This window comes from Brenneria sp. hezel4-2-4, from assembly GCF_013155275.1.
GTDB lineage: Bacteria > Pseudomonadota > Gammaproteobacteria > Enterobacterales > Enterobacteriaceae > Brenneria.
Window position 1 is genome coordinate 457,269 of sequence record NZ_JABJXS010000001.1, and the last position, 21,934, is coordinate 479,202.

Here is a 21,934-nt window from a genome sequence, read left to right on the forward strand (position 1 = left end):
GGTTGCTCACTCCACCGTTATTACTCGCCTTTCGCTGCTTTGAAAGCTTCAGCCATAGCGCTGGAGAAGTTGCCGTCTTCCTGTTTGTTGTTAACAGTGGCGATAGCATCTTTCTCGTCTGCTTCGTCCTTGGCACGAACGGACAGGCTGACAACGCGGTTTTTACGATCAACACCGGTGTATTTCGCTTCAACGCTGTCGCCAACGTTTAATACCAACGTTGCATCTTCAATGCGGTCGCGAGACGCTTCAGAAGCACGCAGATAGCCTTCTACGCCGTCTGCTAATTCAACTGTAGCACCTTTGGCGTCAACTGCCGTAACTTTACCAGTAACAATCGCACCTTTCTTGTTTACAGACAGGTAGTTATTGAACGGGTCTTCAGCCAGTTGTTTCACGCCCAGGGAGATACGCTCACGCTCTGCGTCAACCTGCAATACAACAGCGGCGATTTCGTCGCCTTTCTTGTATTCGCGCACCGCTTCTTCGCCGGCCACGTTCCAGGAGATGTCGGACAGGTGAACCAGACCGTCGATGCCGCCATCCAGACCGATGAAGATACCGAAATCAGTAATGGACTTGATCTTGCCTTCAACGCGGTCGCCCTTGTTGTGGGTTTCAGCGAATTGCTGCCACGGATTGGCTTTGCATTGTTTCAGACCCAGGGAGATACGACGACGTTCTTCGTCGATATCCAGAACCATAACTTCCACGACATCGCCAACGTTGACAACTTTGGACGGATGGATGTTTTTGTTGGTCCAATCCATTTCGGATACGTGCACCAGGCCTTCAACGCCTTCTTCGATTTCAACGAAGCAGCCGTAGTCAGTCAGGTTGGTCACACGGCCGGTCAGACGCGTGCTTTCCGGGTAACGCTTAGCGATAGCAACCCAAGGATCTTCGCCCAGCTGTTTCAGGCCGAGGGACACGCGAGTACGTTCGCGGTCGAACTTCAGCACTTTAACGGTGATTTCGTCGCCCACATTAACGATTTCGCTTGGATGTTTAACACGTTTCCAAGCCATATCAGTGATATGCAGCAGGCCGTCAACGCCACCCAGATCAACGAACGCACCGTAGTCGGTAAGGTTCTTGACGATACCTTTGACTTCCATGCCTTCTTGCAGGTTTTCCAGCAGTTGATCGCGTTCAGCGCTGTTTTCAGATTCGATAACCGCACGGCGAGAAACAACAACGTTGTTGCGTTTCTGATCCAGCTTGATCACTTTGAACTCAAGCTCTTTGCCTTCCAGATGCAGCGTGTCGCGTACCGGACGAACGTCTACCAGAGAACCAGGCAGGAACGCACGAATGCCGTTCAGCTCAACGGTGAAACCGCCTTTAACTTTACCGTTGATAACACCGGTAACCGTCGCAGCTTCTTCGTAAGCTTTTTCCAGCATCAGCCATGCTTCATGACGTTTGGCTTTCTCACGAGACAGCAGCGTTTCACCGAAGCCATCTTCAACAGCGTCCAGCGCAACGTCGACTTCATCGCCAACCTGAATTTCCAGTTCGCCCTGGGCGTTTTTGAATTGCTCTACCGGAATGGCGGATTCAGATTTCAGACCGGCGTCAACCAGTACCACATCTTTATCAATAGCAACCACAACACCACGAACGATGGAGCCAGGACGGGTTTCGATTTCTTTCAGGGATTCTTCAAAGAGTTGAGCAAAAGATTCAGTCATGTTGATAATCTTAGGAGTCTTCAATTTAACGTCCATCTGGCTTCCTGCTCGATGGGGTTGTTTAACATGCCCCGCTGTGCATCCTTACAGCGAGGTAAAAATTCTTGGGTTTTCCGCGTGTTACGCTAAAATTTCGCGGGAATAAGCCAGCGCTCGCGCAATCACGTCGTCAATTGTCATAGCCGTTGAATCCAGCACCAATGCATCAGTCGCGGGCACCAATGGCGCAACGGCCCGATTACGATCGCGATCGTCGCGTTCTCTTATCTCGGACAAAAGACGTTCAAAGTTAACATTAAACCCCTTCGCCTGCAACTGTAGCATGCGCCGCTGCGCCCGTTCCTCTGCGCTGGCATCCAGAAAGATCTTCACCGGCGCATCCGGAAACACCACGGTTCCCATATCGCGGCCGTCGGCAATCAGCCCCGGCGCTTCACGAAACGCACGCTGGCGGCGTAATAATGCCTCGCGGACCCGTGGGAACGCCGCCGTCTGAGACGCCGTATTGCCGACCGTTTCGGTGCGGATCTCATTACTGACGTCCTCACCTTCCAAAATCACCTTTAACTGCCCGTCCTCAGAGATAAAACGCACATCCAGATGTGAGGCCAAAGGCACCAGCGCCTCTTCCGAATGGATATCCACCTGATGGTGTAACGCCGCCAGCGCCAGAACACGATAAATCGCCCCTGAATCCAGCAAATTCCACTGTAAAGCTTCTGCCAGCGCCTTGCACAAAGTGCCCTTACCCGCGCCACTCGGTCCGTCAACCGTAATCACCGGTGCAGTCACCGTCATTTCTCTCTCCTTTACACTGGGAATACCGTTGCTGTCGTTTAAGACACTACGGTGCTTCATTATACGCATCAATGGCGAGAAAGGTTATATCGACGGGAAAAATAAGACGGCGCCCGATCTCGTCGGATCGGGCGCTGAGCAGGATTGGGGTTGAAAATCGCCCCTGTTACGCCAGTTCGCTTAAGCGCGCCAGTTGTTCAAAATAGTCCGGAAACGTTTTGGCGGTGCATTTCGGATCGAGAATGGTGACCGGCGTATCGGACAACGCGACCAGAGAAAAGCACATCGCCATCCGGTGATCGTTATAGGTTCCTATTTCAGCAAATTTCAGCCGGGCGGGCGGCGTGATGCGAATATAATCCTCGCCCTCTTCAACCTCCGCGCCCACTTTACGCAATTCCGTCGCCATTGCCGTCAAACGATCGGTTTCCTTTACCCGCCAGTTATAAATATTACGCAGCGTGGTCGTCCCGCCCCGGGCAAACAGCGCGGTGGTCGCAATGGTCATGGCGGCATCGGGAATGTGGTTCATATCCATATCAATGGCATGAAGTTCGCCGCGCCGGCATTCAATATAGTCATCACCCCAGCGGATGTCGGCGCCCATCTTCTCCAGCACATCGGCAAAGCGGATATCGCCCTGAACGCTTGCGCGCCCCACGCCGGTAACCCGCACCGTTCCCCCCCTGATGGCGCCCGCCGCCAGGAAATAAGACGCCGATGACGCATCGCCTTCGACCAGATAATCGCCCGGCGCACGGTATTGCTGACGACCTGCGACAGAAAACCGTTGGTAATTATCGTTACGCACATCGATACCAAAGGTTTTCATCATATTCAGCGTGATATCGATATAGGGTTTGGAAACAAGATCGCCCCGAATGCGGATATGGGTATCCTGAGGAGCCAGCGGCGCGGCCATCAGCAGCGCGGTCAGAAACTGGCTGGATACGCTGCCGTCGACGCTGATTTCCCCACCCTGAAACCCGCCGCGCAAGCGCAAGGGAGGATAGTTTTCCTGCTCCAGATAATCCACTTTCGCGCCGCCCTGACGCAGGGCGTCCACCAGATGACCGATAGGGCGCTCTTTCATGCGCGGTTCGCCGGTCAGAATGATATCGCCGTCGCTCAGACACAGCGCCGCCGCCAACGGACGCATTGCGGTTCCCGCATTCCCCAAGAACAGCTCAAGCGGTTGCCCGGCTTTCAACGCGCCGCCCAGACCGGTGATTTCGCACTGGGTGCGGTTGGCGGAGAGTTGATAATTTACCCCCAACGCCTGTAACGCAGTCAGCATATGACGAACATCATCGCTATCCAGCAGATTCGTCAGCCGCGTTACCCCGTCAGACAGTGCCGCCAGTAGAAGCGCGCGATTGGATACGCTTTTTGAGCCGGGGAGGTTAATGGTGCCGTTAATCAATTTAACCGGCTGTAGGGTCAGGGATTCCTGCATGTGAAACTTATTCTCCAAACGTGAACACAGAAACCCCGGTCTCGCCGGGGTTTCTGAATCAATTACCCATAATCAGTTGGCGCCCGACGGCATTACCCGTGACGACGTTCAAAATCCGCCATGAATTCGGTCAGCGCCTTAACGCCCGCCAGCGGCATCGCGTTATAAATAGATGCCCGCATACCGCCTACCGCACGGTGTCCTTTCAGCGCATGAAGACCGGAAGCCTGGGCTTCTTCCAAAAAGACTTTGTCCAGGTCGGCATTGGCCAGCAGGAAAGGCACATTCATGCGGGAACGGTTGGCGACGGCAACGTCATTGCTATAGAAATTGCTGTTATCAATCGCGCTATAAAGCAGGTCCGCCTTGTCCTGGTTGCGTTTTTCCATTTCAACCAGACCGCCCTGCTCTTTCAGCCACTTAAAGACCATGCCGGAAAGATACCAGGCAAAAGTCGGCGGGGTGTTAAACATGGAGTCGTTGTCGGCAAGGATCTGATAATCCAGGATCGATGGCAACTCACGACGCGCCTTGCCCAGCAAATCATCACGGACAATCACCAGCGTCAGCCCTGCGGGGCCAATGTTTTTCTGCGCGCCGGCATAAATAACGCCATAACGGCTGACATCAATCGGGCGGGATAGAATGCTGGAAGAGAAGTCCGCCACCACGACTTTATCGCCAAAATCCGGGGTTTCTTCGATAGCCAGCCCGTCAATGGTTTCATTAGGACAATAATGAACATACGCGGCATCGTCAGACAGTACCCATTCGCTCATGGGTTTGGTGCTGCGCAGGCCATTCACGCGCGTTTTCACATCGATGACCGTCGGGGTGCAGTATTTTTCCGCCTCATTTACCGCACTGTGCGCCCAATAGCCGCCGTCAATATAGTCGGCCTGCGTTTTATCCCCTAACAGATTGAGCGGAACGGCCGCAAACTGCGCGCGGGCGCCACCGTGACAAAACAGCACTTTATAGTTGGAGGGGACTTTCAGCAAATCGCGCAAATCCTGTTCGGATTCGGCGGCGACCTGCATAAACTCTTTACTGCGGTGGCTGATTTCCATTACCGAAGTACCCAGGCCATGCCAGTTGCATAATTCCTGTTCAGCCCGACGTAACACTTCAACCGGCAGCATAGCTGGACCGGCGCTAAAATTAAAAACCTGAGTCATTTCCCCTCACCACATCTTAAAAATAGCGATTAATTTATCACAATGGTTCGAAACACACTGCTTTACCCTGATACCGGTTTTATCACTCGTCACCCGTGGCTGCAATGCTTATTGCGCTTTGTCGCGCAAAACAGCGTGGCTGACGGCGTGTCTCAACCCATGTTATCAATCTGTTATAGAATGAATAGAGTCGGCGGCCAAAAGCCCGTATCATGCACCTCTTATTCAAACCTGCAAAAGTGAAAACCATGACCCAAACGTTCATCCCAGGCAAAGACGCCGCCCTGGAAGACTCCATCGCCCGTTTTCAACAGCAACTCCTGGATCTGGGGTTCAACATCGAAGAAGCCTCGTGGCTGAATCCGGTGCCTAACGTCTGGTCAGTCCACATTCGCGATCGCGATTGTCCGCTCTGTTTCACTAATGGCAAAGGCGCCAGCAAGAAAGCCGCATTAGCTTCAGCGCTGGGCGAATACTTTGAACGTTTATCGACAAACTATTTCTTTGCGGATTTTTACCTCGGCAAAGCGATTGCGCAGAGTGATTTCGTGCATTATCCCAATGAAAAATGGTTTCCCCTCCCCGCGGATAATACGCTGCCGGACGGCATTCTGGATCCTCGCCTGCGTGAGTTTTACGATCCGGAAAACGAACTCGGCGCCAGCGATTTGATCGACCTGCAATCAGGTAACGCCGCTCGGGGGATCTGCGCGCTGCCGTTTATCCGCCAGTCTGATTTGCAGACGGTGTATATTCCGATGAACATCATCGGCAACCTGTATGTTTCCAACGGCATGTCCGCGGGCAATACCGCCAACGAGGCCCGCGTTCAAGGGCTGTCTGAAGTGTTCGAACGCAGCATCAAAAACCGCATCATTGCCGAATCAATCAGTCTGCCGGCCATTCCGCAGGCGGTATTAAACCGCTACCCCGGCGTGGTTGAAGCCATTGCCACGCTGGAAAAAGAAGGCTTCCCGATCTTCGCTTACGATGCCTCTCTCGGCGGTCAATACCCCGTTATCTGCGTTGTGCTGTTTAATCCGGCAAACGGAACCTGTTTCGCCTCATTTGGCGCGCACCCTGATTTCGGCGTGGCGCTGGAACGTACCGTAACCGAACTGCTGCAAGGCCGCGGGCTGAAGGATTTAGACGTTTTCACACCGCCGACCTTTGATGAAGAAGAGGTGGCGGAGCATGCCAATCTGGAAACCCACTTTATCGACTCCAGCGGTCTGATCTCCTGGGATATGTTCAAGCAGCAGGCGGATTACGCGTTTGTCGACTGGAGTTTCAGCGGCACGACGGAAGAAGAATTTGCGACGCTGATGGCGATCTTCCAGCGGGAAGATAAAGAAGTGTATATTGCCGACTATCAACACCTGTCCGTCTACGCCTGCCGGATTCTGGTTCCCGGCATGTCAGACATTTACCCGGCCGAAGACCTGCTGTTGGCGAATAACAGCATGGGCGCCCACCTGCGTGAAACGCTGCTGGCCCTGCCGGATAGCCAGTGGAAAAAGGAAGATTACCTTACTCTGCTGCAACAGCTGGATGACGAAGGCTTTGATGACTTCACCCGCGTACGCGAATTACTTGGTATCGCCACGGGTAAAGATAACGGCTGGTTTACTTTGCGCATCGGCGAACTGAAATCCATGCTGGCGCTGGCCGGCGGCGATCTGGATCAGGCATTAATCTGGGTAGAATGGACGCTGGATTTCAACGGCTCGGTCTTTACCGCCCAACGCAGCAATTACTACCGCTGTCTGCAAACGCTTTTGCTGCTGGCGCAGGAGCCGGAACGCGAACCCGCCGAATATTACGACGCCTTCGTCAGAATGTACGGACGTGAAACCGTGGACGCCGCCAGCGCGGCAATCGCCGGCGAACAGAGTTTCCACGGGTTGTTCTCCATCGACGATGGATTTACGGCCTTACCTGCGCATCGATCGCTGCTGGCGGCTTATGAGAAATTGCAACAGGCCAAGCGTCGATACTGGCCTTTAAATAGCTGACTGGGCGACGCCGGCGATGCCCCCTGTCGCCCGTCACGCCCGGGCGATGTTCTACTAAAAAAACCATGCGATAACCCTTAGTTTTAAGGGGTTATCGCTGTTTGATAATCAATATCGCCGGTTAATCCAATCCTTATCATTCCGCACATTGTTATTAAATGGTTAAATTTAAATTAAATTACATCAAAAATACCGCACCTAAATTATACAAAACGTTATATTTATTAACCCCAAAACGGGATGGAAATGCCGGTTAATTCAAATCTTTTTGCAAACTTTAAAATATTTTTTCCAAATAAAAATCAAATGGATACATGTAAAACGCCCCCTTTCATCCCCATGCAAGCCGGCGTTAGTTTTGAGCAATATGATCCACGTCAAATTTTGCTTTATACTGCTTTGTTAGTATCTCGACGCTGATAAATTTTAAGAGAGAGTTAGTGTGAAAGCTGACAACCCCTTTACTCTACTATTACCGGCCGCAATGGCGAAAGTAGCCGAAGATGCCGGTGTCTATAAAGCAACAAAGCAACCGTGGACCACGTTTTATTTAGCGATCACCGCAGGCGTTTTTATTTCGATCGCCTTTGTCTTTTATATTACGTCCACCACCGGCACCTCGACGATCCCGTTTGGCATCGCCAAGCTGATCGGCGGTATTTGTTTCTCGCTGGGGTTGATGCTGGTCGTGGTGTGCGGCGCGGATTTATTTACGTCCACCGTACTGACGGTTATCGCCAAAGCCAGTGGACGTATAACCTGGAAACAACTAGCCTGTAATTGGGTTAATGTCTATATCGGCAACTTGATCGGCGCGCTTTTCTTTGTCGCGCTGATTTGGTTTTCCGGCGAGCACATGGTCGCCAATGGCGCATGGGGGCTCAACGTTCTGCAAACCGCCGAGCACAAGCTTGAGCATACCTTTGTTGAAGCGCTGTGCCTGGGGATTCTGGCGAACTTGATGGTATGTCTGGCCGTATGGATGAGTTATTCCGGCCGTACCCTGACCGACAAGATGTTTGCGATGATTTTACCGGTCGCCATGTTTGTCGCCAGCGGATTTGAACACAGTATCGCCAACATGTTTATGGTTCCGATGGGGATCGTAATCAAAAATTTCGCGGAGCCGGAATTCTGGCACGCAATAGGAATGGCGCCTTCCCAGTTTGAACATTTGACCGTTAGCCATTTCATCAGCAGCAACCTGATTCCAGTCACGATAGGAAACATCATTGGTGGCGGCCTGCTGGTAGGTTTAACATACTGGGTAATTTATTTGCGCGGCGGAGACAAGCACTAGGGTGCAATCGGCCGCAACGTCGGGTTTTAAAAAATCCATATCAAAGGTAGGTGTAAAATGACCGAGCTGAATGAAAAATTAGCCAGCGCATGGCAAGGCTTTAGCAAAGGTGAATGGCAGGATGGAGTCAACGTTCGTGACTTCATTCAGAAAAACTACACGCCGTATGAAGGTGACGAATCTTTCTTGGCCGGCGCGACTCAAGCCACTTCCGCGCTGTGGGACAGCGTGATGGAAGGCATCAAACAGGAAAACCGCACTCATGCACCTGTTGATTTCGATACCAACGTTGCAGCGACCATCACTTCCCACGATGCCGGCTACATCAATAAAAGCCTGGAAAAAATCGTCGGGCTGCAAACTGAAGCGCCGCTGAAACGTGCGCTGATTCCGTTCGGCGGCATCAAAATGGTTGAAGGTTCATGTAAGGTTTATGGCCGTGAACTGGATCCGCAGCTGAAAAAAATCTTCACCGAATACCGTAAAACCCATAACCAGGGCGTTTTCGACGTTTATACCCCTGACATTCTGCGTTGTCGTAAATCAGGCGTTCTGACCGGTCTGCCTGATGCCTACGGCCGTGGCCGTATCATCGGCGACTACCGTCGCGTAGCGCTGTACGGTATTGACTACCTGATGAAAGACAAGTTTGCTCAGTTCTCTTCCCTGCAATCCAAACTGGAAAACGGCGAAGATCTGGAAGCAACCATCCGTCTGCGCGAAGAGATCGCCGATCAGCACCGCGCGCTGGGTCAAATTAAAGAGATGGCCGCCAAGTATGGTTGCGACATTTCCCGTCCGGCGACCAATGCTCAGGAAGCGGTACAGTGGACCTACTTCGGCTACCTGGCCGCGGTTAAGTCTCAGAACGGCGCCGCGATGTCTTTCGGCCGCGTATCCACATTCCTGGATATCTATTTCGAACGCGATCTGAAAGCCGGCAAGATTACCGAAGAAGACGCACAGGAACTGATCGACCATCTGGTGATGAAACTGCGTATGGTTCGCTTCCTGCGCACGCCCGAGTACGATGAACTGTTCTCCGGCGACCCGATCTGGGCAACTGAATCACTGGCGGGCATGGGGCTTGACGGACGTACGCTGGTTACCAAAAACAGCTTCCGTTTCCTGAATACCCTGTACACCATGGGGCCGTCGCCTGAACCGAACATGACTATCCTGTGGTCTGAAAGACTGCCGCTGAACTTCAAAAAATACGCGGCGAAAGTCTCCATCGATACCTCTTCTCTGCAATATGAGAATGATGACTTGATGCGTCCGGACTTCAACAACGATGACTATGCTATCGCCTGTTGCGTAAGTCCGATGGTCGTCGGTAAGCAAATGCAGTTCTTCGGCGCCCGTGCAAACCTGGCGAAAACCATGCTGTATGCCATCAACGGCGGCGTGGATGAAAAACTGAAAATGCAGGTTGGCCCGAAATCCGCGCCGATCAAAAGCGACGTGCTGGATTTCGATGAAGTGATGGAACGTATGGATCACTTTATGGATTGGCTGGCCAAGCAGTATGTCACCGCGCTGAACATCATCCACTACATGCATGATAAGTACAGCTATGAAGCCTCGCTGATGGCGCTGCACGATCGTGACGTGTATCGCACCATGGCTTGCGGTATCGCCGGTCTGTCTGTTGCCGCCGACTCCCTGTCCGCCATCAAATACGCCAAAGTCAAACCTATCCGTGACGAAGACGGCCTGGCTATCGACTTTGACATCGAAGGCGAATATCCGCAGTTCGGCAACAACGACGCGCGCGTCGATGAATTGGCCTGCGATTTGGTTGAACGCTTCATGAAGAAAATTCAGCAGCTGAATACCTACCGCGGCGCAACGCCGACGCAGTCCGTCCTGACCATCACCTCTAACGTGGTATACGGTAAGAAAACCGGTAACACGCCTGACGGACGTCGTGCCGGCGCGCCGTTCGGACCGGGCGCCAACCCGATGCACGGTCGCGACCAGAAAGGCGCGGTCGCCTCTCTGACCTCGGTTGCCAAACTGCCGTTCGCCTATGCGAAAGACGGTATTTCTTATACGTTCTCCATCGTTCCTAATGCACTGGGTAAAGACGATGATGTGCGTAAAGCCAACCTTGCCGGTCTGATGGATGGTTACTTCCACCATGAAGCGGCCAGCATTGAAGGCGGCCAGCATCTGAACGTCAACGTGATGAACCGTGAAATGCTGCTTGATGCAATGGAAAACCCGGAAAAATATCCGCAGTTGACCATTCGCGTATCGGGCTATGCAGTGCGTTTCAACTCACTGACCAAAGAGCAGCAGCAGGATGTAATTACCCGTACATTCACACAGTCGATCTGATTTCCCTGACTGTCTGAAAAGGCGTAAAATAAAGGCTCCACGTTAGTGGGGCCTTTTTCTCACCCTATCGCGTCACAGAGTGTCAAACCTGTTTCGCCAGCCCTCTATGAACATTCCCGCGATAAACATGGTGGATGGCTGGCAAAACAGATTCGACGCAGCATCGGTCGGGGGGTATGCGCTGTCATTATTGACAGGTATTCCGCCCATTTTCTTATGACTGCGCTCATAAAGACCGCTATTGTTCGGTCAAACCTGGAGAAAACCTCGCAATGTCAGTAATCGGTCGCATCCACTCCTTCGAATCCTGCGGTACTGTCGATGGCCCGGGGATTCGTTTTATCGTTTTCTTTCAAGGCTGCCTGATGCGCTGCCTGTACTGCCATAACCGGGACACCTGGGATACTCACGCCGGTAAAGAAATCACGGTGGAAGAATTAATGAAAGAAGTGGTGACTTATCGCCATTTTATGAACGCCTCGGGCGGCGGCGTCACGGCTTCCGGCGGCGAAGCGATTCTACAGGCCGAATTTGTACGCGACTGGTTTCGCGCCTGCCGCGCGGAAGGCATCAATACCTGTCTGGATACCAACGGATTCGTACGCCGTTACGATCCGGTGATTGACGAGCTTCTGGACGTCAGCGATTTGGTCATGCTTGATCTGAAACAGATGAATGATGATATCCACCAGAATCTGGTCGGCGTGTCTAACCATCGGACGCTCGACTTCGCCCGCTATCTGGCAAAACGCAATCAGCGCACCTGGATACGTTATGTCGTCGTTCCCGGCTGGTCAGATGATGATAAGTCGGCGCATCTGCTCGGCGAATTTACCAAAGACATGTCGAATATCGAGAAAATTGAATTACTTCCTTATCACGAACTCGGTAAGCATAAGTGGATAGCCATGGGCGAGGAATACAAACTGGACGGCGTGAAGCCTCCGACAGCGGAGACCATGGATCGGGTAAAATCCATTCTTGAAGGATACGGCCATAAGGTGATGTACTGATTTCGCCCCGCCTGAAAGCATCGAACCGCCCATAAGCATCCACTTATGGGCAGCGATTATGCCAGCCGTCCCGCCGCCTTTATCTTCACCTGAACCGCATTTCCCGGCAAATAAGCCAAAGGGATCTCCTGATAATCCACGATCGCAATGCTGCCCGACATCGCGCCCGTCTGCTCCGCCAGCGCAATGGCTTGCTGCTGCAATTCAAGCCTGATACGGTCGCGATCGTGTTCAGAGATTTTGACCACTTTATCGATTTGCGCGCCCACCAGCCCTAAGGCGACGCCAATTGCATTAGCGGCCTCAAAGTTCCGCGGACGGATCACCTCGCTGATGCCGGACAACGTATCGGGCAGCAGTACGCTGCCGCCGCCGACCAGTACGGCCGGAACGCTGCCGACAGACGATTTCATGCGATCGATCGCCTCTTCAACCTGCTGAATCATTTTCTGGTATACCTGTCGGCAAAACTCCTTGGCCAACTTGGGTAATGTTGCCGTCAGCGCCGACGGCCAGCGGCTGGCATCCAGTTGCATCATGACATCGCTTAAGGTCAGGGTGTCGCCGCCGAAGCTCAGACCCTTTTGCAGCAGGCGATATCCCACGCTGTCGGGGCCAAGCGTGATATTACCCGCCGAATCCCGTCGCACGCAGGTGCCGCCGCCGATACCGATAGAGACAATATCCGGCATTCTGAAGTTGGTGCGAATATCCCCCACTTCGACCGCGATGGCCGACTCCCGCGGAAAGCCGTTTACCAACACCCCGATGTCCGTGGTGGTGCCGCCGACATCAATGATTAAGGCATCGTCCAATCCCGACAGGTGGCAAGCTCCGCGAATAGAGTTAGTGGGGCCGCAGGCCATTGTCAGGATCGGATACTGCTTGACCGTATTTTCAGACATCAGCGTACCGTCATTTTGTCCGAAAAAGGGCGTCGCCTTAATGTCATGATGTGATAGCGCCTGCATAAATCCATCAACAAAGCGATGGGCGGTGCGCTGTAGCGCGGCATTGAGAATAGTGGCGTTTTCTCTTTCCAGCAGACCGATATTGCCGATTCGATGCGACTGCGACAGCGAAACATCAGGCAAGGCGGCACGGACCCAGTCGGCAACGATCTGTTCCTGGGCGCTATTCACCGGTGAGAACACCCCGCAGACGGCTACGCTATCAACGTTCCCACGCATTTTTTCGCATGCGGCCATCACCTCATCATAAATAACGGGATGAATTTCCTTACCGTCGAACTCATAACCGCCATGCAGCTGATAGAAATGCGGGCCGAGGATTTGCCGCCATTCATCACTCCAGTCAAACAGCGGCGGAACTCCGTCGCTGCTGGGTAAGCTAAGCCTTAACAGCCCCACCCGATTCAACCCTTTCCGCTCGACGAGCGCATTGGTGCATTGCGTGGTACCCAGCATGGCATAACGAATTTCCTGCGGCTGCACACCGGACAGTTCAAGTACCTGGGCGATAACCTGCACAATACCGCTATAAATATCATCGCTGGTGGGGAATTTTGCCGTGGCGATACACTGAAGATCCGCATCCAAAATGGCGGCATCGGTATTCGTGCCGCCGACATCAATGCCGAGGCGGTAATCATTTTTCCCGGACATAGTAGACCTCAGTGGTTAACAAGCTGCTCTATTGGCACATACTGCACCGGATACCCAAAATACCCCGGTCCGACGACCTCTAGTCCTTTAGCCGTTCGCCACTTTTCATTGCACGGATAAGCAATGATCTCAACCCGCTGACCATAACGCAGGTGCTCGGTAATAATTGGACGCCCCGTTTCCCTGTCCAGTATCGAAATCAAATCGGGCACGATCGCCAGCAGATTATCCTGAGTCGGCACGGCCACCTCTGAGGAGCGATAAGCCAGCAAAAGTTCATTTTGAAAAAGTACGGTAAACATCTCGCCTTTCGAACAGCCTATGCCTTCAACAACCACTTTTCCCCGGGCAAAACCACCGGTGGTGCGGCGATCGACATCAACGACTTTCCCTGATGCGATCACGTGCGCATTTAATACTGGCAGTAAGGCCTGAACCCCGTTGCTTCCCGACTGATGCGCCAGCCGGATGGTGCGTCCGATATTTTCAGCCAGCGTCAGGGTTCCCTTTATCGCGCTTTGCTTAAGCTGCCGGCCTCTTAATGGATAGTCGCACATGGCGCAGGCGGCGCCCATTTGTTCGGTAATGGCACGCGCCAGCCGTTCAGACCAGATGCCGTCGATAGGGTTGAGGATCACCGAATTCCCTTTTTCATCGGCCAGCGTATTGGGGGCCGAAGGCAAACCATCCAGAAAAAACGTTACCATCTGCGCTTCCGGAAAAGCCCGCCCCATCGCATCGCAATCAATGACCGGTAAATCTTTTTTCGCCGCGGTGATAAAGGGGATCAGGGAATTGACGCCGCCAGCCTCAATGGGGAATGTCGCCGCGATCGGTTGCGCCAGCACGTTCTCCATGCTTTCAAACGCCTGCACAAACTGATGGGCGGTCATGATTTTTTCGACAATAACCGCGGTGGCGCCAATCATGCTGCATGGCGCCACCAGATCATCATCTTTGACTTCATCCAGACTGAGGATGGCAACCGGCTTCATCTGCCGCATAGCGTGTTTAGCCATCAACGCGCCGACGTAAGGATCGCCGCCCCCGCCGGTGCCAAGTACCGCTGCGCCTAACGCAATATCGTCAATCGTTTTAGCGTCAATATAACGGACCATTATTCACCCGGTTACCACTTCAATCACAAGCCTGACTGCGATGAGTCGGCCAATGGCGGAAAGATTTTATTTATGGCGAGATAAACCGCCATACTAGCCATCACGCCATCCAGGGCGGAAATTGAACTTATCGTAAAGGCGTCAAAAAAATCCGGGGACGTTAAGACGCTAACCACACTGCCGCACAACCATGCAAGAGCCGCAGTCAGGTTGAGCGCACAGGGTTGTGATATAGCCTGCTTCAGGCGTTCGGCATTAAGGAAATAATATTCGACGAGATAAACGCCCGCGATAGGTGAAATCAACACGCCTAAAAGCGATAAGAATTGGGTAAAGTTATTAATCATGCCATTGTAGGCTAATAACAACCCGACAATCGCCATCAGAACAACCAACACCGGTCGGGATAATGCTCTAATCACGACGGATAATCCCAAAGATGCGGAGATCAGGTTAGAACTGTTGGTTGTCCATTGAGCAAAAATCAGCACCAGAATCGCTGACAACCCCAAACCAATGCTGAAAAAGACTTCAACCAGATCTTCACTGCCGACCAAACGGGTCAATACCAAAGCAACCAATATGGTGGAGCTATTACCCAAACAAAAACCCAGCCCCGCGCCGAGCAGCGCATCCTTACGGGTTTTAGCATAGCGTGCAATATCCGGGGACATGACGGCGGAGACGATCCAGATGGAAACAACATAGGAGATGGCGGCGCCCATGCCGATAGGCGTTTTAATGGCTATTTCCGGCGCGGTTGAATGACTTGTCGCCGCCAACGCAATGCCGGTAATAATTAATATCAGCATAAGCGGCACGCTGAATATGCTCAGCTTACCCAGCGCCCTGACGCCCCAGATAGCGGTAAACGTCATTAACGCCATACCAAAGAGCAGTATCGGCAGGCGGCCGGGCTCAAATTGATAATGCATTAATGCCTTTTGCAGCATCACGCCAAAGAAATCGAGTTGGAACGCAAACCACCCAACAAAAGAAATCGCCGAGAAAATCCCAATCAATTTACCGCCGAGGCGGCCAAATACAGAAATACTCAGCAGTGTGGTCGACAGTCCGCAACCATGCCCGACGTTAGCGCATAGTGCCGCCAGTATCCCCAGCAGGGCGGAACCGATCAACGTGGCGCTGACCGCCTGTATAAAAGGCAAGCCGGAGCTTAAAAAAGCGCCGAGAAATAAACCTGAAATATCGATCCCGATCGCCAGCCATATCAGGGCGATAACATACCAGCGCTTACGAGCTTCAGGCGGCACGGTTTCATATTCATAGTCATAGATTTGCCGGACTTTCGGCCGAGCTTCTGGCGCAATATTCCCTTGAGACATATATCCTCCACTAAATAGCAACCTAATTATTATTTTGCCTTTATTATATTTTATAGGGGTTATATGACGCCGTATAGAAAAATGGCACGGCCAAATAATTGACCGAGCCATTTTTTAGAGAGACCCTGGTGTGACGCATAAAACCACGTTTTTTCGTGGCGTCACATTAAATACGTGACGTGCATACAAGATAATGAGGAATTATATTGATTAATACAGATATATTTTGATGTTAACATTTACGTTTATTATGTATTCGAAGGAACGGCTATGCGCTTAGACAAACTGGAGATTCGCTGGTTAAAGCTTTTCTGTAAAATAGTGGAAAAACAAGGAATTACAAACGCCCAGGCTGCTACAGGCCTCAGCCAGCCGATACTCAGTCACTATCTTTCACGGCTTGAAGATGAGCTGGACCTGGTGCTCTGTGAACGAGGCCGCGGGGGGTTTTCTTTAACAACGGAAGGCGAAGCCGTCTATCAGGAAGCAAAATCCCTCATTGCCACGCTGGATGATTTCGCCAATCGATTAGCACACATTAAGCATCAACTGATCGGCAAGGTTCGCATTGGCTGTCTGGACAATACGGTAACACACCCGGCAAAAGTCATATCAACCGCAATCGCCAAACTCTATAGTCAAAGTGAAGAAGCGACGGTTGAACTTGAAATAGGCGATTATACCCCGTTGATGGAACGCTTAAAAAACGGTCACCTAGATATCATTCTCAGTGTGCTGCCCGACGACATTCCACCTGATATCTTTTTTCAGCCGGTTTTTATTGAACATAGTAATTTTTATTCCGCATCGCAAAATGCAGATCGGATAGAACAGGAATGGCGAAATGGCACGCTTAACCCGCGCCGATTACTGATTGGAGGACATGCATTGCATGAAATCAGCAAGCAATTAGGGCCGGTCGCCAAGCAAGGGTTACAAAATACAGCCTGGCACCTTGAAAGCAGCTTATTGCTGCTATTGGCGGGAACACATACGGGTTTTCTTCCCGATCACTATGCTTCCCCCTGGGTTGCGCAAGGGAAGCTAACCGCGATTTCACCAGACATTCTTGGCCTGACCAGTATTTTTTATCTTATTCGCAACGCCAAACAGCGGCTAAGTCCGGTTGCAGAGGCATTGTGGAATAACATGGTCAAAGCCGGCGAGAGTTCACTCGCCGGCTTGCAGTCATAGCGTCAGGCCGCTGCGAATGGTTTTGGATGGTGATCGGCTTTCTTCAGCAACATCACCAGATAAAACAGCGAAACGGCGGCAATCAGGACAAACAGCAACCGATCTGAATACGTTTGCATCAGTACCGCCGCCAAGGCAGGCCCACACAGACTGCCCAACGTACAGCTCAGCAATAGCGCCTGATTCATGGCGATGAGTTCATCAGGGCGAACTTTCTCGCAGGCCCATGACATCGCCACGGGATAGAGCGTAAAGCCGGCGCATCCCAGCACGAACAATGCCGGAGCCAATGCATAATGACTAATGCTGAGCATCGCAAGACACCCGACAATCACGGCAAAAACCAGCACCCGCAGCACCAACAGTCGGCCATAGCGGTCAGCCATACGCCCGACCGGCCATTGGCCGACAATACCCGCACTAATCAGCAGCGCCATCCAGTAGCCAACCCGGGCATCGCTCATCCCTTGATGGGAAAGATACAGCGGCATTAAACCGTACAGCGAACCAAGAATAACGCCGGAAATAACACAGCCGTGAATACCTATACGCGCACTGCGATATTTCAGCATTTTCCAGATATTTACCTTATGTTCCTGCCCTATTGGCGCCGGAATACGGGTAAACAGCAGCGGCAATATCGCCAGAACAATCAACGCCATCACCCAGGGTAAAACGCTGAGCAACGCCGTTGGCAACATGCTAAGCAATAACTGCCCCATTACGCTGCCCAGATAATAGGCCATCATATAGGCGGCTAAAAGTTGGCCTCTCTGGGTTGAGGTGCCGCTGCAAAGTAGCGCGCTTTCGACTATCACCCAAATTAGCGCACAGCCCACACCGGCCAGAAAACGCCAGAATAACCAACTCCAGAAATCAACAGAAATGCCCAGACCGAGGGTCGCTATTCCGAACAACGCGACGGCGCAATAATAACTGCGATTAAATCCATAAAACCTGATTAACCGGCCTGCAAATAACGTTCCGACCAGATTCCCGCTGAAATAAGACGACCCGACAAGGCCAACCTGCCAAACTGGAAGTTGCTGATAATTTAACCACAGGGGTACCATGGTATTCAGTACGGCAATACAAACCGTCAGCAACAAAAGGCCGCAGAGCAATAACAGCACTGGGCGAGAATAAGCGGGCATAGTGAAATGGATAACCAGACAACCAGAAAAAAGTGATCGCATCATGCCACTGCGTATTTAAAAGTCAATCCAGTGAAAATCAGTGCATTACACTGATTTCTCCTTTGATTTAAATAATTTATCAAACGCAGGTTTAAACGGATGAGCGGCAGAATGATCTGGGATCTACCTCAATGATTTTAAATAAATTTAATTTTTAGAAGATAATCAAAACGTATAGTCGAGCTGAAAAAAGTATTTTCTTGATTAAAAAATATTACCGTATGACGGCATTAAAAAAAGCGCCATCAGGCGCTTTTTAAGATAGTGGACGGTTAATTAGCCGATAAATTCCTGACCGCTCATATACGGACGCAAAACGTCAGGGATCGCAATGCGGCCATCCGCCTGCTGATAATTTTCCAGCACCGCAACCAGAGTACGTCCGACAGCCAGCCCCGAACCATTCAAGGTATGAACCAGGCGGGTTTTTTTATCGGTTTTACTGCGGCAACGCGCCTGCATGCGTCGGGCCTGAAAATCCCACATATTGGAACAGGAAGAAATTTCGCGATAAGTATCCTGAGCCGGTAACCACACTTCCAGATCATAGGTCTTACTGGAGCCGAATCCCATATCTCCGGTACACAACAGGACTTTACGGTATGGCAGTTTCAGCAATTGCAATACGGTTTCAGCATGGGTGGTTAATTCTTCCAGTGCCTGCATTGAATCTTCGGGACGCACAATCTGCACCAGCTCGACTTTGTCAAACTGATGCATGCGAATCAAACCGCGGGTATCACGGCCATAAGAGCCGGCCTCCGAACGAAAACACGGCGTATGGGCCGTCATTTTCAGCGGTAATGACGCTTCATCCAGAATTTCATCGCGCACCAGATTAGTCAGCGGAACCTCGGCGGTAGGAATCAACGCGTAGTTGCTGGTTTCCGCCTCTTCGCTTAACGGCTTGGTATGAAACAGATCTTCGCCGAATTTCGGTAGCTGCCCCGTCCCGTACAGCGTCGCATGGTTGACCAGATAAGGAACATACGCTTCCTGATAGCCATGCTGCTGAGTGTGCAGATCGAGCATAAACTGAGAGAGCGCACGATGCAGACGGGCGATCGGCCCTTTCATCACCACAAAACGGGCGCCGGCCAGTTTTGCGCCGGCAGCGAAATCGACCCCATCGGCCATCTCGCCAAGCTCCACATGATCGCGCACCGGGAAATCAAACTTGCGCGGTTCTCCCCAGCGGCTGACCTCTTTATTGTCGCGCTCATCCTTACCAACTGGAACGGAATCATCCGGCAAATTGGGGATCGCCAACGCTAAATCGCGGATTTCATTTTGCAGTTGATCCAGCTCGGCTTTGGCCGCATCCAGTTTCTCGCCCAGCTCGTTAACTTCTCGGCGCAACGGCTCGATATCTTCGCCACGGGCTTTTGCCGCACCGATCTCTTTCGATCGGGAATTACGTTCCGCCTGTAGATTTTCAGTGTCTACCTGTAAAACCTTGCGACGTTCTTCCTGCTTACGCAGAGTATCAACATCCAGCTTAAAGCCTCGGCGAGCCAGTAGTTTTGCGGCGACTGCGTCTAGCTCATTGCGCAGTAAATTGGGATCGAGCATGCTAATCCTGTGCTTATGATTATCAAATGAAAGGGTGTTGTTCCCGGCATATACACGCGTCCGGGCGTCAGAAATTATCGCGTTAACCTTACCGCAACGCTTGATTTAGCGGTAGCGTTTTGTCGGGCTATTTTGATCCTGAGCGGCAAGCCAGGCGAGCTTTTCACCAATTTTTCCCTCAAGACCGCGTGACGACGGGGTGTAATACTGCGCATCGGCCATTTCGGGTGGGAAATAGTTCTCTCCCGCCGCATAAGCATTGGGTTCATTATGGGCATAGCGATATTCCGCTCCCAGGCCCATTTCTTTCATCAGACGCGTCGGGGCATTCCGCAGATGCTCGGGAACGTCGTAATCCGGCTTTTCCCGCGCATCATGCAGCGCGGCCTTAAATGCCGTATAAACCGCGTTGCTTTTCGGCGCGCAGGCCAGATAAACAATCGCCTGCGCAATCGCGCGTTCGCCTTCCGCCGGTCCTACGCGGGTAAAACAGTCCCAGGCGGCGATAGCGACCTGCATCCCGCGCGGATCGGCATTGCCGACATCCTCAGAGGCAATCGCCAACAGGCGGCGGGCAACATACAGCGGATCGCCCCCGGCGGTAATGATGCGCGCATACCAATAGAGCGCGGCATCAGGCGCCGAGCCTCGCACCGATTTATGCAGCGCCGAAATCAGATCGTAATAACGATCGCCTTTATTATCAAACCGGGCGCTGCGTTCGCCTGACACTTCTTTCAGCAAGGCCGGCGTCAACGTGCGTATGCCTTGCGCATCCGCCTCGGCCATATCCGCCATCATTTCCAGGCTGTTCAGCGCCCGACGGGCATCCCCATTGACCAATTCAGCCAACATGCGCCGGGTATCGTCTGGCAATACGATATTTTGCCCGCCGTAGCCCCGCTGACCGTCATTCATCGCCTGTTGCAGCACCTGCTCAATATCTTCCGCGGTGAGCGCTTTTAGCAGATACACACGGGCGCGAGATAACAATGCCGAGTTGAGTTCGAAAGAGGGGTTTTCGGTCGTCGCGCCGATAAATGTAATTGTGCCGTCTTCAATGTGCGGTAAAAACGCATCCTGCTGACTTTTGTTGAACCGGTGGACTTCATCGACAAACAAAATCGTACGCCGCCCGGCATGACGATTTTGCCGCGCCCGCTCGATGGCCTCGCGAATCTCTTTTATTCCTGACGTCACCGCCGAAATCCGCTCGACGTCCGCCTGCCCGTAATGTCCGATCAATTCCGCCAGCGTCGTTTTCCCGGTGCCGGGCGGCCCCCACAGGATCATCGAATGAAGCTGACCGGCCTCAATGGCGCGCGGCAACGGTTTACCCGCGCCTAAAAGGTGCTGTTGACCAATATACTGGGCCAATGTCGCCGGCCGCATACGCGCCGCCAGCGGTTGGAATTCATTACGGGAAAAATCAAGCGACAGATTGCTCACCCGGACCTCACTGACGTTGATCGTCCAGCGACACGCCTTGCGGCGGCGTAAAAGTAAATTTTGCTGAATCAACCGCGCTGTTTTGCTGATTCTTCAGCACATAGCGGCTGCGCTGCCCATCCTGCTCCGTGGCGGTGAACTGCCTGATGGTGCCGTTGGGGGTTACGCTGATCGCAAATTGCTTCAGGTTGCCGTTGGCGGACTTGGGCGTTAGCTCAAAATCGTCGCCTTTCTGGCGCACATCATATCTGCCCCAATCGCTGGCGTCGTTGCGGGTAATCAGCATAAACGGCGTATTGCCTGTCGCGTCTTTTAACCAGGTGGCCGTCACCTGTTCGACAAACGGGTTGTAGAACCAGAGGGTTTTACCATCAGACACCAAGACACTTTCGTCCGGCGACGTGGTTTGCCAGTTGAACAGATTGGGGCGTTTCAGCCACAATTCGCCTTCGCCTTCCTGCACGGTGGCACCATCGGCGCTGGTCACGGTCTGCGTGAAACCGGCATGGAAACTGTTTACTTTACTAAGCCGATTTTGCAAATCACCGGCCGCATCCGCCCACACCACGGTTGATGTGATGCCAGACATCAAACAACAGGCGACTAACCATTTTTTCATCATACTAAAATCCTTTGA

The 21,934-nt window shown here is 52.3% G+C and carries 16 protein-coding genes; 5 read left to right on the plus strand and 11 right to left on the minus strand.

Going from position 1 to position 21,934, the window contains the following annotated elements:
• Positions 1-20 precede the first annotated feature (20 nt).
• The 4 genes from rpsA to serC all read right to left on the minus strand — a co-directional run bounded on the left by rpsA (position 21) and on the right by serC (position 5,126).
• A complete protein-coding gene (gene rpsA, locus HOY33_RS02160) occupies positions 21-1,694 on the minus strand; it encodes a 30S ribosomal protein S1 (protein WP_172288800.1) in 1,674 nt (557 codons plus the stop codon).
• 120 nt (positions 1,695-1,814) lie between these two features.
• On the minus strand, positions 1,815-2,492 hold the full coding sequence (gene cmk / locus HOY33_RS02165) for a (d)CMP kinase (RefSeq protein ID WP_172288111.1): 678 nt from the start codon (positions 2,490-2,492) through the stop codon (positions 1,815-1,817).
• A 166-nt stretch (positions 2,493-2,658) separates the two neighbouring features.
• A complete protein-coding gene (aroA, locus tag HOY33_RS02170; RefSeq protein WP_172288112.1) occupies positions 2,659-3,948 on the minus strand; it encodes a 3-phosphoshikimate 1-carboxyvinyltransferase in 1,290 nt (429 codons plus the stop codon).
• A gap of 92 nt (positions 3,949-4,040) precedes the next feature.
• The gene (gene serC / locus HOY33_RS02175) at positions 4,041-5,126 is read right to left on the minus strand and encodes a 3-phosphoserine/phosphohydroxythreonine transaminase (RefSeq protein ID WP_172288114.1); all 1,086 of its coding nucleotides are present in this window, start codon (positions 5,124-5,126) and stop codon (positions 4,041-4,043) included.
• Between the two features lie 248 nt (positions 5,127-5,374).
• Between serC and ycaO the strand changes: the two genes are divergently transcribed.
• The 4 genes from ycaO to pflA all read left to right on the plus strand — a co-directional run bounded on the left by ycaO (position 5,375) and on the right by pflA (position 11,797).
• A complete protein-coding gene (ycaO, locus tag HOY33_RS02180; protein WP_172288116.1) occupies positions 5,375-7,141 on the plus strand; it encodes a 30S ribosomal protein S12 methylthiotransferase accessory factor YcaO in 1,767 nt (588 codons plus the stop codon).
• A gap of 442 nt (positions 7,142-7,583) precedes the next feature.
• Positions 7,584-8,441 carry a formate transporter FocA gene (focA, locus tag HOY33_RS02185; protein WP_172288118.1) on the plus strand — a complete coding sequence of 286 codons (858 nt, stop codon included), beginning with the start codon at positions 7,584-7,586 and terminating at the stop codon, positions 8,439-8,441.
• A gap of 57 nt (positions 8,442-8,498) precedes the next feature.
• Positions 8,499-10,784, plus strand: a complete 2,286-nt coding sequence (gene pflB / locus HOY33_RS02190) for a formate C-acetyltransferase (protein ID WP_172288120.1) — start codon at positions 8,499-8,501, stop codon at positions 10,782-10,784.
• 272 nt (positions 10,785-11,056) lie between these two features.
• On the plus strand, positions 11,057-11,797 hold the full coding sequence (gene pflA, locus HOY33_RS02195) for a pyruvate formate lyase 1-activating protein (RefSeq protein ID WP_172288122.1): 741 nt from the start codon (positions 11,057-11,059) through the stop codon (positions 11,795-11,797).
• A 56-nt stretch (positions 11,798-11,853) separates the two neighbouring features.
• Here pflA and HOY33_RS02200 read toward each other — a convergent pair whose 3' ends face one another.
• From HOY33_RS02200 to HOY33_RS02210, 3 genes are read right to left on the minus strand one after another with little or no spacing between them, the layout of a single operon-like run.
• Positions 11,854-13,422 (minus strand): hydantoinase/oxoprolinase family protein, encoded by a 1,569-nt coding sequence (locus tag HOY33_RS02200; RefSeq protein ID WP_172288124.1) that lies wholly within the window; start codon positions 13,420-13,422, stop codon positions 11,854-11,856.
• A gap of 8 nt (positions 13,423-13,430) precedes the next feature.
• On the minus strand, positions 13,431-14,540 hold the full coding sequence (locus tag HOY33_RS02205; RefSeq protein ID WP_172288126.1) for a DUF917 domain-containing protein: 1,110 nt from the start codon (positions 14,538-14,540) through the stop codon (positions 13,431-13,433).
• Positions 14,541-14,563: 23 nt separating this feature from the next.
• The gene (locus HOY33_RS02210; protein ID WP_172288128.1) at positions 14,564-15,886 is read right to left on the minus strand and encodes a cytosine permease; all 1,323 of its coding nucleotides are present in this window, start codon (positions 15,884-15,886) and stop codon (positions 14,564-14,566) included.
• A 270-nt stretch (positions 15,887-16,156) separates the two neighbouring features.
• On the opposite strand from HOY33_RS02210, the gene HOY33_RS02215 reads away from it, so the two are divergent.
• Positions 16,157-17,080, plus strand: coding sequence for a LysR family transcriptional regulator (locus HOY33_RS02215; protein ID WP_172288130.1), 924 nt, complete (start codon positions 16,157-16,159; stop codon positions 17,078-17,080).
• A gap of 2 nt (positions 17,081-17,082) precedes the next feature.
• Here the strand turns inward: HOY33_RS02215 and HOY33_RS02220 are convergent, their stop codons facing one another.
• From HOY33_RS02220 to lolA, 4 genes are all read right to left on the minus strand, one after another.
• Positions 17,083-18,234 carry an MFS transporter gene (locus tag HOY33_RS02220; RefSeq protein ID WP_172288132.1) on the minus strand — a complete coding sequence of 384 codons (1,152 nt, stop codon included), beginning with the start codon at positions 18,232-18,234 and terminating at the stop codon, positions 17,083-17,085.
• A 318-nt stretch (positions 18,235-18,552) separates the two neighbouring features.
• Positions 18,553-19,848 carry a serine--tRNA ligase gene (gene serS / locus HOY33_RS02225; protein ID WP_172288134.1) on the minus strand — a complete coding sequence of 432 codons (1,296 nt, stop codon included), beginning with the start codon at positions 19,846-19,848 and terminating at the stop codon, positions 18,553-18,555.
• A 105-nt stretch (positions 19,849-19,953) separates the two neighbouring features.
• On the minus strand, positions 19,954-21,297 hold the full coding sequence (locus HOY33_RS02230; RefSeq protein WP_172288136.1) for a replication-associated recombination protein A: 1,344 nt from the start codon (positions 21,295-21,297) through the stop codon (positions 19,954-19,956).
• Positions 21,298-21,304: 7 nt separating this feature from the next.
• On the minus strand, positions 21,305-21,916 hold the full coding sequence (gene lolA, locus HOY33_RS02235; RefSeq protein ID WP_172288802.1) for an outer membrane lipoprotein chaperone LolA: 612 nt from the start codon (positions 21,914-21,916) through the stop codon (positions 21,305-21,307).
• Between the last annotated feature and the right edge of the window lie 18 nt (positions 21,917-21,934).